18 protein-coding genes, 1 tRNA gene and 1 pseudogene are annotated in these 13,913 nt (G+C 63.7%); 7 read left to right on the top strand and 13 right to left on the bottom strand.

All coding sequences use genetic code 11. The features are described from left to right. Nucleotides 1-735: 735 nt before the first annotated feature. From M2343_RS15435 to M2343_RS15425, 4 genes and pseudogenes are all read right to left on the bottom strand, one after another. Nucleotides 736-1,879 (bottom strand): annotated as a pseudogene (locus M2343_RS15435) (IS3 family transposase). A 61-nt stretch (nt 1,880-1,940) separates the two neighbouring features. Beyond that, nucleotides 1,941-2,117 (bottom strand): phage integrase central domain-containing protein, encoded by a 177-nt coding sequence (locus tag M2343_RS16745; protein WP_413716055.1) that lies wholly within the window; start codon nt 2,115-2,117, stop codon nt 1,941-1,943. Between the two features lie 192 nt (nt 2,118-2,309). After that, nucleotides 2,310-2,600, bottom strand: a complete 291-nt coding sequence (locus M2343_RS15430) for an Arm DNA-binding domain-containing protein (protein WP_264577307.1) — start codon at nt 2,598-2,600, stop codon at nt 2,310-2,312. Between the two features lie 154 nt (nt 2,601-2,754). Next, a tRNA-Ser gene (locus M2343_RS15425) sits at nt 2,755-2,845 on the bottom strand. 225 nt (nt 2,846-3,070) lie between these two features. On the opposite strand from M2343_RS15425, the gene M2343_RS15420 reads away from it, so the two are divergent. Further along, nucleotides 3,071-3,256: a DUF1328 domain-containing protein gene (locus M2343_RS15420; protein WP_264577306.1), complete on the top strand. Its 186-nt coding sequence runs from the start codon at nt 3,071-3,073 to the stop codon at nt 3,254-3,256. Nucleotides 3,257-3,265: 9 nt separating this feature from the next. Here M2343_RS15420 and rpoN read toward each other — a convergent pair whose 3' ends face one another. From rpoN to M2343_RS15395, 5 genes are all read right to left on the bottom strand, one after another. Continuing rightward, entirely contained in the window at nt 3,266-4,765 is a 1,500-nt protein-coding gene (rpoN, locus tag M2343_RS15415) for an RNA polymerase factor sigma-54 (protein WP_264577305.1), read from the bottom strand. A gap of 41 nt (nt 4,766-4,806) precedes the next feature. After that, entirely contained in the window at nt 4,807-5,574 is a 768-nt protein-coding gene (gene lptB / locus M2343_RS15410) for an LPS export ABC transporter ATP-binding protein (protein WP_264572359.1), read from the bottom strand. Nucleotides 5,575-5,747: 173 nt separating this feature from the next. Further along, entirely contained in the window at nt 5,748-6,290 is a 543-nt protein-coding gene (locus M2343_RS15405; protein WP_264574928.1) for an LptA/OstA family protein, read from the bottom strand. A gap of 11 nt (nt 6,291-6,301) precedes the next feature. After that, nucleotides 6,302-6,991 (bottom strand): LPS export ABC transporter periplasmic protein LptC, encoded by a 690-nt coding sequence (gene lptC, locus M2343_RS15400; protein ID WP_181558578.1) that lies wholly within the window; start codon nt 6,989-6,991, stop codon nt 6,302-6,304. Continuing rightward, on the bottom strand, nt 6,984-7,601 hold the full coding sequence (locus tag M2343_RS15395) for a ribonuclease D (RefSeq protein WP_264577304.1): 618 nt from the start codon (nt 7,599-7,601) through the stop codon (nt 6,984-6,986). Before M2343_RS15395 ends, lptC begins: the two co-directional genes overlap by 8 nt. A 268-nt stretch (nt 7,602-7,869) precedes the next feature. On the opposite strand from M2343_RS15395, the gene M2343_RS16695 reads away from it, so the two are divergent. After that, entirely contained in the window at nt 7,870-8,685 is an 816-nt protein-coding gene (locus M2343_RS16695) for a cold-shock protein (protein WP_319799413.1), read from the top strand. A gap of 104 nt (nt 8,686-8,789) precedes the next feature. Here the strand turns inward: M2343_RS16695 and M2343_RS15380 are convergent, their stop codons facing one another. Then, a complete protein-coding gene (locus M2343_RS15380) occupies nt 8,790-9,281 on the bottom strand; it encodes a Dps family protein (RefSeq protein WP_181558575.1) in 492 nt (163 codons plus the stop codon). Between the two features lie 162 nt (nt 9,282-9,443). Beyond that, nucleotides 9,444-9,761 carry a hypothetical protein gene (locus tag M2343_RS15375; protein ID WP_264577303.1) on the bottom strand — a complete coding sequence of 106 codons (318 nt, stop codon included), beginning with the start codon at nt 9,759-9,761 and terminating at the stop codon, nt 9,444-9,446. A gap of 278 nt (nt 9,762-10,039) precedes the next feature. Between M2343_RS15375 and rpmG the strand changes: the two genes are divergently transcribed. After that, nucleotides 10,040-10,207, top strand: coding sequence for a 50S ribosomal protein L33 (gene rpmG, locus M2343_RS15370; RefSeq protein ID WP_181558573.1), 168 nt, complete (start codon nt 10,040-10,042; stop codon nt 10,205-10,207). Between the two features lie 124 nt (nt 10,208-10,331). Here rpmG and M2343_RS15365 read toward each other — a convergent pair whose 3' ends face one another. Beyond that, the gene (locus tag M2343_RS15365; protein WP_181558572.1) at nt 10,332-10,715 is read right to left on the bottom strand and encodes a response regulator; all 384 of its coding nucleotides are present in this window, start codon (nt 10,713-10,715) and stop codon (nt 10,332-10,334) included. Between the two features lie 83 nt (nt 10,716-10,798). Here M2343_RS15365 and M2343_RS15360 point away from each other — a divergent pair, with 83 nt between their 5' ends. The 4 genes from M2343_RS15360 (at nt 10,799) to M2343_RS15345 (ending at nt 13,516) form a co-directional block, all read left to right on the top strand. Continuing rightward, complete coding sequence (locus M2343_RS15360) at nt 10,799-11,068, top strand: DUF3572 domain-containing protein (RefSeq protein WP_264577302.1); 270 nt, start codon at nt 10,799-10,801, stop codon at nt 11,066-11,068. Further along, a complete protein-coding gene (locus tag M2343_RS15355) occupies nt 11,065-11,703 on the top strand; it encodes an HAD family hydrolase (RefSeq protein ID WP_264577301.1) in 639 nt (212 codons plus the stop codon). Before M2343_RS15360 ends, M2343_RS15355 begins: the two co-directional genes overlap by 4 nt. Nucleotides 11,704-11,745: 42 nt before the next feature. Further along, entirely contained in the window at nt 11,746-12,213 is a 468-nt protein-coding gene (locus M2343_RS15350; RefSeq protein ID WP_264577300.1) for a RidA family protein, read from the top strand. Nucleotides 12,214-12,370: 157 nt separating this feature from the next. Next, nucleotides 12,371-13,516, top strand: coding sequence for a GNAT family N-acetyltransferase (locus M2343_RS15345; protein WP_264577299.1), 1,146 nt, complete (start codon nt 12,371-12,373; stop codon nt 13,514-13,516). 6 nt (nt 13,517-13,522) lie between these two features. Here the strand turns inward: M2343_RS15345 and M2343_RS15340 are convergent, their stop codons facing one another. Further along, complete coding sequence (locus tag M2343_RS15340) at nt 13,523-13,819, bottom strand: hypothetical protein (RefSeq protein ID WP_264577298.1); 297 nt, start codon at nt 13,817-13,819, stop codon at nt 13,523-13,525. Nucleotides 13,820-13,913 lie beyond the last annotated feature (94 nt).

Here is a 13,913-nt window from a genome sequence, read left to right as displayed (position 1 = left end):
CTACGATCGGCGGCCCGACTTCGGTTTCGATCTTGTTGCAATTTGCCCCGACGTTGTGCCGCAGTGACCAGAGTTTATATAATCTTGGTGAACAGCTTAGCAGTAACGCGAGCTGCCCGCGCGAACGCAACCTTTTGCCGCGTAATCGCCACCCAATTGCGGTTAGGTATGCCCTCGGGGCAGTACGCAAAGCGTCAAAATGAACTGCTAATAACAGCTGCCATTCGACAGCCTTAGTCCAACATTTCATTTTCCGGTTCAATCGCATCGTTGGTTTGGTAGCGGCGTACAAAAATAGAGCAATAGGGCCTATCATATTCCCTAATGGGTGCAGGAGGCTTTTTTAGTCCACCGGCGAAATGGCAAGAAGCTCCCTTCCGCAGGGCGCTTATGGCTCGGCATTTGTGGACGAAACCCACGCCGCCATACAACTACGAGCCAAATTTGGCCGAAGGGCCGACTCGACGGCTTCCTTCTCCAACGCCCATAATCGAAAACATTCGTAAGCGACCAAGTAATTGTACTTATATAGAAATATCCGCCATCTATAGCCTTTCGAAACTTTTCCTATAGCCGCAAGGGGCGATGTGCCACTTGGTCTTAGACGCTACGGTAAAAGCTGATGTCACCTTCACGTCCTCCAAGGGAAAAATAGTCGTTTCCTATAAAAGACTTGGATTTCCGGCCGCTTCTGCAAAAAAATAGGCTTTGACGTGCTCCCCTGATTGTTACCGGTCATAGGTGGGGTCCGGCTCCTTCATGGTGATGGGTTGAGGTGATGCCAACCTGTCCGGGGGCATGCCCCCGGACAGGTTGGCCGGCTTTATCGCGGGGTTCTCCCGCCCAGTTTCGAGTGCGGCCTGACATGGTTGTAGTCGTGCCGCCAGGCATCGAGCACGAAGCGGGCATGCGGCAGCGACGTAAACAGCGTCTCGTTTAGGCATTCGTTGCGCAAGCGACTGTTGAAGCTCTCGACGAAGCCGTTCTGCATTGGCTTCCCCGGGGCGATGTAATGCCACTCGACCCGCCGCTCTTGCGATCAGCGCAGGATGGCCGACGAGGTCAGCTCGGTGCCGTTGTCGCTGACCACCGTATGTCGCTTGCCGCGCATCCCGATCAGCCGCGTCAGATCCTCGCGACCCGCACGCCCGATAGCGACGTGTCAGCCACCAGCGCCAAGCATTCCCCCGTGTAGTCGTCGACCACGCACAGGATACGGAACCGCTGGCTGCACGTCAGGGTATCGGAGACGAAGTCCAGCGACCAACGCTGGTTCGGCCCGTCCGGCAGCACCATCAACGCTCTGGCACCAAGGCGCGCTTGCGGCCACCGCGGCGTCGGACCCGCAGGTTCTCCTCGCGATAGACCCGAAGCAGCTTCTTGTGGTTGGGCGTCATGCCCTCGCGAGCCAGCAGGTAACCGAGGCGTCGGTAGCTGAACCGGCGACGCTCAGCCGCTAGCTCGCGCAGCCTCTGCCGCAACGGACCATCATCCGGCCGTAACGACCGATACCGGATCACCCGGCGGCTCACGCCAACCAGGTTGCACGCCCGACGCTCGCTCAGCCCGTGATACTCACGAGCATGCGCGACGGCTTCCAGCTTAGCGCCGGGCGTTACCATTTTTTTGATGCCAGATCCTTCAGCACCACGTTGTCCAGCATCGCCTCGGCCAGCAGCTTCTTCAGCTTCGCGTTCTCGTCTTCGAGCGCGCAGTCGCCTGGCCTCGGACGCCTCCAGGCCGCCACACTTTGACTTCCACTTGTAGACCGTTGCCGAACTGATCCCGTGGCGGCGACACACGTCCGCCGTCGCCATCCCGGCCTCCTGCTCTTCAAGATCGCGATGATCTGCTCTTCGCCGAACCTGCTGCGCTTCATCTTCGTCCGACTCCTTCGCGTCGGACTCTACTCAAAATCGGTCACATTTCAGGACAGCACGTCAAGCGGCATGATGCCGCACTTCGGTTTTGCTCCGTTTGGGTAGCAACAGATCGAGATGTCCTTTACTATGCGCGCGATTATCCCCCTCCCGGAGCCCTTGCGCCTTGGCAGCGTCCAGCACGCGCTCAATGCGACCACGTAGTCTGGAGGCTGTCTCAGCTTTTGAGAGCCAGATCGGCTTAACACGTCAAGCACATGCTCCCCCTTCACATCGGCGATGGGAATTTTAAACATCGGAGCGGCATTTCTGGTTAGCGTGTTCCGCCACTGCTGACGATACTTCGGTTCTTAAGTCCCTCCTCGATCTAATCGAGCAGTTCCATAGCGAAAGCGCCAAAGGTAACAGCCGGTTTGCTGTCCGCGCGCGCTACTCGACGTTCAGCGGTCGGCCGATAGCATCGAGATAGAGCGCCCGAGCCTGCGCGGCCTTCTCATGTGCTTTAGCGAGCGAAATATCGAGCAGTGAGCCTAGTCCCAATTCTCGACGCCGACCATTGAGCCAGTGCACGTACAGCCAAGAGCGTGTGCCGGAGTTGCGCACGCGCAAGTACAATCCGCCCGCTTTAGAATAAATGCCGGGCTTGGTGAGTCTCTCCACCTGTTTGGCGTTAAGCTTGTTCCGCGTGCGCATAAGCCATTGCGCTGTGATAGGCATCATGGCGGATCAAACCATTAAACTGGTTATAAAATGAGCGGCGGTCTAACGCGTTCCCAAGCGAATACCGACGGATGCTAGGTTCGCCAGAACGCGCGGAATTCAGCGCATTGCTGGGACCATGGTTGTTCGTGAAAGACCGTCGATATCCAAGGTCTGGCGGAGCGGGAGGGATTCGAACCCTCGATACGCTTTTGACGTATACTCACTTTCCAGGCGAGCGCCTTCGACCACTCGGCCACCGCTCCGCATGCACTGGAGCCGTGCGCCCTAGCGAGGTCGCACGGGTTTCGCAAGGTGCCTTCGCGCATCAACAGTGACGAAGCAATGCCGCCCGCCGATGGGCACCCCGGCTGGCCGGGTTTGGCAGATTTGCGTAGGGAGAGCCGCGCGCGTCTCGTCCTCCCCCGCCCAGCCGGGAACCGCCGCCGGGCGCGAGACGTTAAAACCCCTGTCAGCCACAGGAGCCCGTCATGATCCGTCTTGCCATCCTTAGCCTGCTTATCGCCGGTGCGGCCGCCCTGATGGGCTTTGGCGGCGTCGCGGGAGCGTTCGTCGGGATTGCGAAGGTGCTGTTCTTCATTGCCCTTGCGCTGTTCGGGATCTTCCTGGCGCTCGGCATCCTTGCTGGCCGCCGTATGTCCCGCGTGCTCGACTAAGCGGCGCGGTTATCGCCCGCCCAGGGCTTTCTGCCGGCGGCGCTGGACGGACGACCCCAGCCCGATGGCCTCACGATATTTGGCCACCGTGCGCCGCGCGATGTCGAAGCCGCGCTCACGTAGCAGATCGACCAGGGAGTCGTCAGAGAGGATCGCATTTGGCGGCTCATCCGCGATCAACTGTTTGATGTGGCTCTTCACCGCCTCGGCAGAGGCTGCCTCGCCGCCATCGGCCGCGGCGATTGCGCTGGTGAAGAAGAATTTGAGTTCATAGGTCCCGCGCGGGCAAGACAGATATTTGTTGCTCGTTACCCGGCTGATCGTGGACTCGTGCAGCCCCACCGCCTCGGCGACCACGCGCAGAGTGAGCGGACGCAGATGCGCGACGCCATGGCGGAAGAAGCCCTCCTGCCGCCGCAGGATTTCCTCGGTCACCCGTAGGATGGTGCGCTGGCGCTGGTCGAGCGCCTTGATGAGCCAGTTGGCGCTGGCAAGGCAATCCGACACCCAAGCCTTGGACGTCTTGTCCCGCGCGCCGCTCGCCAATTGGTGATGATAGCGGCGATTGACGAGGATGCGCGGCAGCGTCGCACCGTTGATCTCCACGGACCAGCCATTACCCGCAGGCGCGATGAGCACATCCGGCACCACGGCGGCAGGCCGATCATTGGCGTAGCGCAGCCCGGGCTTTGGGTCATAGCCGCGCAGCTCGCGGATCATGTCCGCCATATCCTCCTCATCCACCCCGCAAATCCGGCGCAGATGCGCGATCTGGCCCTTGGCGAGAATGTCGAGATTGGCGATCAGCGTTGCCATGGCGGGGTCGTAGCGATCCGCCTCTTTGGCTTGCAGCGCGATGCATTCGCTGAGGCTCCGCGCCGCGATGCCGGCGGGATCGAACCCCTGGATGACGGCCAGCACCACCTCCACTTCTGCCAGCGGAACGCCCAGCCGGTAGGCGGTCTCCAGCAGGTCCGCTTCCAGATAGCCGGCATCGTCGATCTGGCCGATCAGCTGCTCGGCGATCATCAGTGCCCGGCCGGAGAGCGCTGCGCCGGCCTGATGCATCAGATGCTCGTAAAGCCCTTGCTCGGGCGCGGCGAAACTGTCGAAGTCCGGGCCTTCACTACCGAAGTCGCCGGATGTCCGGCCAGTGTCCGCCCCGCCCGGCAGCGCGCGGTCGCTTGGGCCATCATCGATGAAGGTCTCGGCGCCGTGATCGACATCCAGCGGCCCGTCCGCCTCGCCGCTGCCCTTGCCGATCAGCACGTCGGCCGGAGCGTCGGGCCCCGATTGCGGTTCTACGCCGTCCGGAAGCTCGGCCTGCTCCCGCGCGGGCAGCGCGATGTCCGTGCCGGCTTCCAGCAGCGGATTGCGCTCCAGCTCGCCGCCGATGAATGCCTCAAGCTCCAGATTGGACAGCGCCAGCAGCTTGATCGCCTGCTGGAGCTGCGGCGTCATCACCAGCGACTGGCTTTGCCGAAGATCGAGGCGAGGCGCCATCGCCATGGGTGGTGCTGCCCCTCAGCCCGTCCGCGACCGGCCCGCCATCACAGCGAGAAACTCTCGCCCAGATAGAGGCGGCGGACATCGGCATTGGCGACCAGTTCGGCGGGGCTACCGGCAAACAACACCTTGCCATCGTAGATGATGCAGGCGCGATCGACGATCTCCAGCGTCTCGCGGACATTGTGATCGGTGATGAGCACGCCGATGCCGCGCGTCTTGAGATCCTTCACCAGATCGCGAATGTCCGCGATGGAGAGCGGGTCGATGCCGGCGAAGGGCTCATCGAGCAGCACGATGGACGGATTGGCCGCCAGCGCCCGCGCGATTTCGCAGCGCCGCCGCTCACCGCCGGAGAGCGCCATGGCAGAACTCGCGCGCAGGCGGGCGAGGCCGAACTCCTCCAGCAGCGTCTCCAGCTTCTGTGCCCGCGCCGCCTTGTCCGGCTCGGCCAGTTCCAGCACCGAGAGAATGTTCTGCTCCACGGTCATGCCGCGAAAGATGGAGGTTTCCTGCGGGAGGTAGCCCAGACCCAGGATCGCGCGACGATACATGGGCAGGCCGGTGATATCGGTGCCTTCCAGCAGGATGCGGCCCGAATCGGGCTTCACCAGCCCCATGATGGAATAGAAGCAGGTCGTCTTGCCTGCGCCGTTCGGCCCGAGCAGCCCGACGACTTCGCCATGGCCGACCTCAAGGCTGACATCGGCGAGGACGGTGCGCTTGTCGTAGCTCTTGGCGATGGAAATGACCTGCAGCCGATGATCCTCTGCCGCGCCGGCGGTGTCGTCCGCGACTGCGGGATCGCGCATCGTGTCTGCCTCACTCATCGCCTTGTCCTCATTTCCAGATCATCCTGATCGCCGGCCCTGTCGAACCGACGTTCCTCCGCAGCTTCCACGATCTGGCAGGAAAATTGCATGGAGACCGAATCGTTCAAGGCAGCGAAAAAGGCAAGCTTTTTGGCGCCGCGTCCGGCCTTTTCCTACTGATCGCCGCTCTGGCGAACCTGGAACGTGCCGGAGACGCGACCACCCGACTGGGTGGTGCCCGGCGCGCCGCCAGCGGCAGAGCCATCCACCGTCGAGCGGCCACTGGCCAGATCGATGACGAGGCGCGAGCCGGTGAGGCGGTTGCCGCCCTGATTGAGCTGCACATTGCCGATCATTGTGATCAGCCGGCGATTGAGATCGTAAATGGCGACCGAGCCGCTGGCCCGCTCGTTGCCGCGCGTCACCACGACGCCACCCGAGGCGTCGAGCCGGTCGATCTCGATGCCGCCGGTGTTGTGATAGGCCACGGTGAGGCGCTGCGCCGTCATGGTCATGCCGGCCTGTGTCACCTGCACATTGCCGGAGACGACGACGCGGTCGGCGCGATCCTGCACCTCGATGCGGTCCGCCGAGAAATCAACCGGCGCGCGCGTATTGTGCCCCCGCAGAACCTGCGCATCGGCAACGCCGGCAATCGCGACCAGAGTGGACCCGGCCAGGGCGCCGGCAGCGACAAGAAGGAAGGGTCTGCGCATCGACATTGCCCTTAGCGCCCGACCTGCTCCATGCGCAAGCGGGCGTTGCCCTCCAGCGTGACGGTGCGCCCCTCCAGATCGGCCTTGAGATGATCGGCGCGGAACGTGCCGGTCGGCATCCGCCCCTCGACATCACCGCGGCTGCGCAAGTCCCGCTCCTGCAGGCGAATGTCCACATCGCGCGTGGTCAGCCGATAGCCATTGGCGCTCTGGAACTGGATCGGCCCGTTGACCGCGACCGTCTCATTCTCGATGTTGTAATTGCCTTGCCGCGCGGTGACGACGGCGCCGCCGCCTTCCATCTGCAGCCGTGCCTCCAGCTCGTTGAGCTGCACGATCGGATCGCGCGAGGTCTTTTGCAGCGCAGAGCCGGCACGCAGCGAGAAGGGCCGGCCCTCGCCATCTTCGCCGCGATACAGCGCCTCGGTCACCTTCAACCGCTCGCTCGCAACATCGACCTTGTTCTTGTCGAGCACGAAGCTGACCTCGGTCTGGTGGGTGAACGGCGCCGCCAGCAGGAAGGCGCCCAGCACGCCGGCAGAGATCGGCAATACCCGCTTGAGCAGGGTCACCAGCCGGTCGTGGCTGCCGCCGGGCGCGGCCCAGCGCTGCAGCCGGCTGTGCTCGGCCCGTGCCAGCGCCGATGGCGCCAGCTCGTCCTCGGACCCGGACGTCCCGCGCAGGGCACGCCCTTTACGCATGGGCGAAAATATCTGTCTCCGGCCAGCCGGCGAGATCCAGCAGTGCCCGGTGTGGCAGGAAATCGAAACAGGCCTGGGCGAGCGCGGTGCGCCCTTCCCGCTCCAGCCTTATATCCAGCTCCGCCTTCAACTGGTGGAGAAAACGCACGTCGGACGCGGCATAATCGCGCTGCGCCTCGCTCAGCACCGGGCCGCCCCAGTCGGAACTCTGCTGCTGCTTGCTGATGTCCATGCCCAGAAGCTCGCGGACCAGCTCCTTGAGGCCGTGGCGATCGGTATAGGTGCGCACCATGCGCGAGGCGATCTTGGTGCAGTAGACCGGCGCTGCCAGCACGCCGAGATAATGCTGAAGCGCCGCGATATCGAAGCGGCCGAAGTGGAAGAGCTTGAGTCGCGTGGGATCGGCGATCACCGCCCGCAGATTTGGCGCAGCATAGCTGCTGCCCGGCGAGAAGCGGACGAGATGCTCATCGCCCTGCCCATCGCTGATCTGCACGACGCACAGGCGGTCGCGCGAGGTGATCAGGCCCATCGTCTCGGTATCGATGGCAACGGCGCCCGGCGCGAGCACATCGGCAGGCAGGTCTTCTTCATGAAAATAAACGGTCATGCCGCTCCTCTTAGCTGCATGACTGGGCCAGGGAAACCTCCGAAAAAGGCAAGACGGCAGAGCGCCTCCCCAACGCTGCGGATCGGGCCGATGTCGCCCGCGAGCGGGATCGACGTTCAGCGCGGCAATTGCGCCAAAATCATTCGCGCTTTGCGAAAAAGGCCGCTATAGCGATGCTTGGCCGAGTGTGGCCTTGGTCGAGTCCCTGTGCATGTCGTCCGGCATGGGTGCGGATCGAGAGTGGACGAGCGAAAGTGATTAACAGGGCATGAGTTTTGATAGAGGGCGCCGCGGTCGCGGCAGGGACAAGCGGGACAGCTTCGGAGAACCCCAGTTCGACGCCTTTCCGGAATATGGTGGCAGCAGTTACGGTGGACCTCGCGGCGGCGGTGATCGCGGCGGCTTCGGCGGCGGCGGCGGTTTTGGCGATCGCGGCGGCTTCGGCGGCGGCGGCGGTGGCGGCGGTTTCGGTGACCGCGGCGGTGGCGGCGGCGGTTTCCGCAGCGGCGGCGGCGGTGGCGGCGGCTTCCGTGGCGGTGGTGGCGGCGGCGGTCGTGGCGGCATGCCCGCGCAGGTCGTTGGCGAAGGCTCCGGCACGGTCAAGTTCTTCAATGCCCAGAAGGGCTTCGGCTTCATCGTCCGTGACGATGGCGCGGAAGACGTGTTCGTGCACATCAGCGCTGTCGAGCAGGCTGGCCTGACCGGCCTCGCCGAAGGGCAGCAGCTCAAGTTCACGCTGGTGGACCGTGGCGGCAAGATTTCCGCAACCGATCTGGTGATCGACGGCGAGCCGCTCCCGGTTCCCGAGCGCGCTGCAGACCGCGCGCCGGCCGAGCAGCGTGGCGGACCGTCGCGTCAGCTCACGGGTGAGCGGGCCAGCGGCACGGTGAAGTTCTTCAACGCCATGAAGGGCTTCGGTTTCATCCAGCGCGATGACGGCCAGCCCGATGCGTTCGTGCACATCAGTGCTGTCGAGCGTGCCGGCATGGTTTCGCTGCAGGAAGGCGACCGTCTGGACTTCGAACTGGAAGTCGACCGTCGTGGCAAATACGCCGCCGTGAATCTCGAGCCCAAGTCCGAGTAACAGGCGACTCACTTCGCAAGAAAAAGGGCCGGGATGAAAATCCCGGCCCTTTTTGTGTGTCCATCGCCACAACTGCAGCGCGGCGATGGCTCGGTCCAAATGGATCAGCCGTTGCGGCTCGTTTCGAACAGGAACCACGCCCGCTGCTCGGCCTGATCGGTCCAGTCGTCGATCAGCCCGTCGGTTGCATTGTCGCCGGCGGCCTCGGCCAGTTCCTTGGCGGCACGCAGCGATTCCACCAGCGCCATATTGTCGGCCCGCAGCTCCGCCAGCATGTCCGCAGCGGAGACGAAGTCGTCATTGTTATCCTGAATGCTCTGCTTGCGGGCGATGTCGCCAATGGAGCGCAGCGCAGTGTTGCCGGTCTTGCGAATCCGCTCGGCGATCAGATCCGTCGTCGCAAGAATCTCGGCCGCCTGTTCGTCGAACATCAGGTGATAATCGCGGAAATGCGGGCCGGAGACATGCCAGTGGAAATTCTTGGTCTTGAGGTAAAGCGCATAGCTATCCGCCAGCAGGCCGTTCAGCGCGTCGGCGACGGCCTTGATGGCATTTCCCTTCAGGTCCGTGGGCGTCTTGAGCGCTTTGTCTGTCATGAAAGGCCTCCAATGGTTGATGTGTCTGACGTAAATTTCGGAACGTCGAACGTTCCCCACGCCCCGCTTATGCCAGATGGAACTCGGAATGACGAACAGATAGGCCCGCACAGATTGATCGACGAAATCAATCAACACTTATGCGCCGGCGCAATGAAGCGATCAGCGACACCCCCGCAGGGCGGCCGCGGCAAGGTAGACGCGCGCAGTCTGGGGCGCAGCCGAATCACCCTTGGCAGCGTCCCGCATGAGCGTGAGATAGGTCTGCGCGACCTGGCGGTGGCCGTTATAGGCCACCACCGACTCCAGCAGGCTGGCCAGTCCTTCCACCGCGGCAAAGTCATGCCGGCGCGCGAACAGCCGCAAATCTTCCAGCCGCTCGCACAGGGAGAAGAGGGACAGGCCCGTGCAAGCCCCCTCCAGTGCCTCGATGCGGCCAAGCATCTGATCGCGAACCAGACGGTCCGAGCCTTGATACATCCCGATTCTCCCATCCCGCCTTGTCCATCGCGAATCGGTTCTTGCCAGCCTCGCGAGTCAGGCTTGTGACAACGGCACCATAAGCGCCCATCGTTAAGCTTCGGTTTTGCAGCGAAGAGCGGCGACTGCGGCGACTCCTTCCCTTGACAAGGGCCGGCTTTTCCCGCATTGGCCGCCGCCGAACGGGTCTCGCCAGAGGCGGAGCCCGTCTTTTGCATGTATGTCAGCGCACCGCACCTGCCTGCAGGGAGGTCGCTCAATTATTTGAGGAATTGGCCATGGCGAAGCCCGCCACAGTGAAGATCAAGCTGGTCAGCACCGCTGACACGGGCTTCTTCTACGTGACCAAGAAGAACCCCCGCACGCAGACCGAGAAGTTCACCTTCCGCAAATATGATCCCGTCGTGCGCAAGCACGTCGAGTTCAAGGAAGCCAAGATTAAGTAAGTGCCGCGGCGGGCCTGTCGGTCCGCTCGCTTGTGCATGACGCTTCAGGCTCGGATCGCGCGATCCGGGCCTTTTTGCGTGCGGCCGCGTGACGATGAAGTAGGGCGATGGCGCGCGGGTAGGCTCAGCTCGCGAGCGCAGTCGGCGCGATGAGTCCGTTGACGACATTCATGAACATGAGCACCGAGATCGGCTTGGAGACATAGGCATTCGCGCCTGCCTCCCGAATCCGTGCTTCATCGCCCGGGGCGGCATAGGCCGTCACCGCCATGATCGGCGTCTCTGCCAGAGCCGCGTCCGCGCGGAAGGAGGCGATGAGGTCCAGACCGTTCACATGCGGCAACTGGATATCCGTGATGATGAGATCGGGCTGAAAGGCGGATGCGCGGGCGAAGGCCTCCCGCCCGTCCCGCACCGGCTCTGTCTCATGCCCATGCGCGCGGAGCAGGTCGCAAAACAGCTTCATGTTGAGCTCATTGTCCTCGACAACCAATATGCGTTTTGACACGAACAGTCCTTATGCCGATGGACGAAGCCATTTTTGCAGCCGCGCAGGGGAGAACCTCCCGCTGCCCGGCATACAGGTGAACAATGCGGACCTATCCGATCCCTCAAGATGATGAAACCATAGCGCTGCGCCTCGTGGGATGGATTGTGGCTGATTCGGTCCGTGCCGAACGGATGCTCAGCCTCACCGGGCTGGAGCCGGATGCGCTGCGGCAGGCCCTGACCGATCCCGCCACGCTGGGTGCGCTGATGGATTTCGTCATCAATCACGAGCCGGACCTGCTGGCCTGCGCGGAGGCGCTGGCGGTCGCACCGGCCGATCTCGTCGCCGCACGCGAGCGGCTCGGCCGATGAGCCGTCCGCTCATCATCAGCGATTGCGACGAAGTGCTGATGCACATGGTCGTCCCCTTCCGGTCCTGGCTGGAAGAGCAGCACGGCATCGACTTCAGCTTCTCCGGCGGCTTCGAGCGCGCGCTGCGCCACAAGACCAGCGGCGACCTGATCGAGCGCGAACTGGTCTGGACGTTGCTAGGCGCCTTTTTCGAGACGGAGATGTATCGCCAGACGCCGATTCGCGGCGCGGTGGAGGCGATGGCCCGAATCGCACAGCGGGCGGACATCGTGATCGTCACCAACATCGGCGAGGAGCGCGCGCAGGCCCGCGCAGACCAGATCCATGCGCACGGCCTCCCCTATCCGGTGATCGGCAATCGCGGCGGCAAGGGGCCGGCGGTGCGCAAGCTGCTGGACGAGCGCAAGCCGGGCCTGAGCATCTTCATCGACGATCTGGGTGCCAATCATGTTTCCGTGGCGCGGGACGTGCCGGAATGCTGGCGGCTGCACATGGTCGGCGAGCCCGAGTTCGCCCCCCACGTCGAGCCGGTGCGCGAGGCGCATGAGCGGATCGACGACTGGGACCGTGCCGAGGCATGGATCATGGCCCGCATCGACGAGTATGACGCGATTGCCACCGGGGCGTTGTCCTAGCCGGTCTTGACGCATCTGCGGGCTCATGCTCTGGCTCCGCCCATGAGCAAGATCGACCAACACCTCGCCGCGGAGAATATCTCCCTTCCGCAAGCCGCCGCTCCTGTCGCCGCTTATGTGGCCTCGGTGCAGACCGGCAACCTGCTGCACATCAGTGGCCAGCTGCCGTTCGCAGCGGATGGCGCCCTGATGAAAGGCAAGATCGGCGGCGAGCGCAATCTCGAGTGGGGCGTCGCGGCTGCAGAACGCTGCGCCCTGATGCTGGTGGCGCAGATGAAAGCGGCGCTGGGCGGCGATCTCGACCGGGTCGAGCGCATCGTGAAGCTCGGCGCCTTTGTCGCAAGCACCGCTGAGTTCACCGATCAGCCCAAGGTCGCCAATGGTGCCTCGGAGATGATGGTCCGCATTTTCGGCGATGCCGGCCGCCACGCCCGCAGCGCCGTGAGCGTACCAGTGCTGCCGCTGGATGCATCGGTGGAAATCGACGCCATCGTGCAGATTCGCGACTGAGCTTACCGCGCCCAGCCGGCATGTTGGCGGCCTTGGGCGCGATGGACCTGCGGGCACTGGCAATTTCGCGCCAGACGCCCCATGTTCGGCACGTGCTGCACGACGTCGCTCCGTTTCGCTCTCCGCCCTCACTGGCGCACCGAGAGGCGCCGTCCTCATGAGCGACGCGCTGACCGTCCACCTCACCCAATCTGTCACGGCGCTGGACAAGGCGCAGTGGGACGCTTGCGCCGGCCCGGATAATCCCTTCGTCAGCCACGACTTCCTCTCCATCCTGGAAGAATCGGGCAGCGTCGGCCCCGGCACGGGCTGGTCGCCAGCGCCGATCACCATTCAGGACGGCAGCGGCACGCTGATCGCCGCAGCGCCGGCCTATCTCAAGGGCCATAGTCAGGGCGAATATGTGTTCGACCATGGCTGGGCGGACGCTTGGGAGCGTGCGGGCGGGCAATATTATCCCAAGCTGCAGATCGCCGCGCCCTTCTCCCCGGTGCCGGGCCCGCGCCTGCTGCTGCGCGACGCCGGTAAAGGCCCCTCGCTGATCGCCGGCATTGAGGCGGTGGTCGACCAGAATGAGCTGTCCTCCGCCCACGCGACCTTCATCACGCCAGAGGAATGCGCGCTCTACCGCGCGGCGGGGTGGCTCATCCGGCAAGGAAGCCAGTTCCACTGGGCCAATGAGGGCTATGCCAGCTTCGATGATTTTCTCGCCCGCCTCTCCAGCCGCCACCGCAAGGATCTGCGCAAGGAGCGCGCCAAGGCGCAGGCCGGGCTGGACATCCGGCACCTGACCGGCGACGCCATCGAGGAGCAACATTGGGATGCCTTCTGGGATTTCTACCAGGATACCGGCAGCCGCAAATGGGGCCGCCCCTATCTCACCCGCGCCTTCTTCTCGCTGCTCGGCGCGCGCATGGCGGACCGGGTCCTGCTGATTTTCGCCTATCGCAACGGACGGCCGATTGCCGGGGCGCTCAACCTCATCGGCGGCGATGCGCTGTACGGGCGTTACTGGGGTTGCAACGAGGAGGTGGCGTTCCTCCACTTCGAGCTATGCTATTATCAGGCGATCGACGCCGCCATCGCGCGGGGCCTTGCCCGCGTCGAAGCCGGCGCACAGGGCGAGCACAAGCTCTCGCGCGGCTATCGACCGGTGCCGACCTATTCAGCGCATTACATCCCGCATCCCGATTTCAGGCGCGCCGTGGCCGACTTCGTCCAGCGTGAGGCCGCCGCCGTCGCGGATGAACGCGAATGGCTGGATGAACGCGCGCCGTTCCGCAAGGGCGGAGACGCGGGCTAAAGCCGATCAGGCCGCGACGCGCTGACTGGTCTCGATCGTCAAAGCGCGGGCAAGGCGCTGGGCCTCGGCGATTTCCCGCGCGGTCATTTCCTCGGCAATTTCAGCGCGGCAGGTCTGCGCCTCGCGGCTGCCGGCCTGAGCCGCCAGATTGAACCAGCGATGCGCTTCGACGAGATCCACCGACACGCCGCCGGTGCCGCAGCTATAAGCCACGCCGAGATCGAAACAGGCCTGCGCATTGCCGAGCGCGGCGCGCGTGCGGCTTTCGATCAGGACCTTGGCATTGTTCATGCTCGTACCCACGAATTCCCCCACAAACAGGTTCGCGATACCGCAACCAAGCACGCCAGCTCTTGCAAAATGGTTAACGCGACAGAAGGGATGTTTGCGCCCGGAT

Origin of the sequence: Sphingobium sp. B8D3B (assembly GCF_025961875.1) — a bacterium.
Classification (GTDB): Bacteria; Pseudomonadota; Alphaproteobacteria; order Sphingomonadales; family Sphingomonadaceae; genus Sphingobium.
Note: the sequence above shows the minus strand (reverse complement) of the source record. Positions and strands in the feature narration are given on the sequence as shown.

Coding starts and splice junctions, on each gene's coding strand:
- M2343_RS15420 (WP_264577306.1), top strand. CDS start 3,071: ATGATCCGTCTTGCCATCCTTAGCCTGCTTATCGCCGGTGCGGCCGCC.
- M2343_RS15375 (WP_264577303.1), bottom strand. CDS start 9,761: ATGTATCAAGGCTCGGACCGTCTGGTTCGCGATCAGATGCTTGGCCGC.
- M2343_RS15380 (WP_181558575.1), bottom strand. CDS start 9,281: ATGACAGACAAAGCGCTCAAGACGCCCACGGACCTGAAGGGAAATGCC.
- lptB (WP_264572359.1), bottom strand. CDS start 5,574: ATGCGCGATCCCGCAGTCGCGGACGACACCGCCGGCGCGGCAGAGGAT.
- lptC (WP_181558578.1), bottom strand. CDS start 6,991: ATGCGTAAAGGGCGTGCCCTGCGCGGGACGTCCGGGTCCGAGGACGAG.
- M2343_RS15360 (WP_264577302.1), top strand. CDS start 10,799: ATGCGGACCTATCCGATCCCTCAAGATGATGAAACCATAGCGCTGCGC.
- M2343_RS15350 (WP_264577300.1), top strand. CDS start 11,746: ATGAGCAAGATCGACCAACACCTCGCCGCGGAGAATATCTCCCTTCCG.
- M2343_RS15395 (WP_264577304.1), bottom strand. CDS start 7,601: ATGACCGTTTATTTTCATGAAGAAGACCTGCCTGCCGATGTGCTCGCG.
- rpoN (WP_264577305.1), bottom strand. CDS start 4,765: ATGGCGATGGCGCCTCGCCTCGATCTTCGGCAAAGCCAGTCGCTGGTG.
- M2343_RS15430 (WP_264577307.1), bottom strand. CDS start 2,600: ATGATGCCTATCACAGCGCAATGGCTTATGCGCACGCGGAACAAGCTT.
- M2343_RS15405 (WP_264574928.1), bottom strand. CDS start 6,290: ATGCGCAGACCCTTCCTTCTTGTCGCTGCCGGCGCCCTGGCCGGGTCC.
- M2343_RS16695 (WP_319799413.1), top strand. CDS start 7,870: ATGAGTTTTGATAGAGGGCGCCGCGGTCGCGGCAGGGACAAGCGGGAC.
- M2343_RS15345 (WP_264577299.1), top strand. CDS start 12,371: ATGAGCGACGCGCTGACCGTCCACCTCACCCAATCTGTCACGGCGCTG.
- rpmG (WP_181558573.1), top strand. CDS start 10,040: ATGGCGAAGCCCGCCACAGTGAAGATCAAGCTGGTCAGCACCGCTGAC.
- M2343_RS15355 (WP_264577301.1), top strand. CDS start 11,065: ATGAGCCGTCCGCTCATCATCAGCGATTGCGACGAAGTGCTGATGCAC.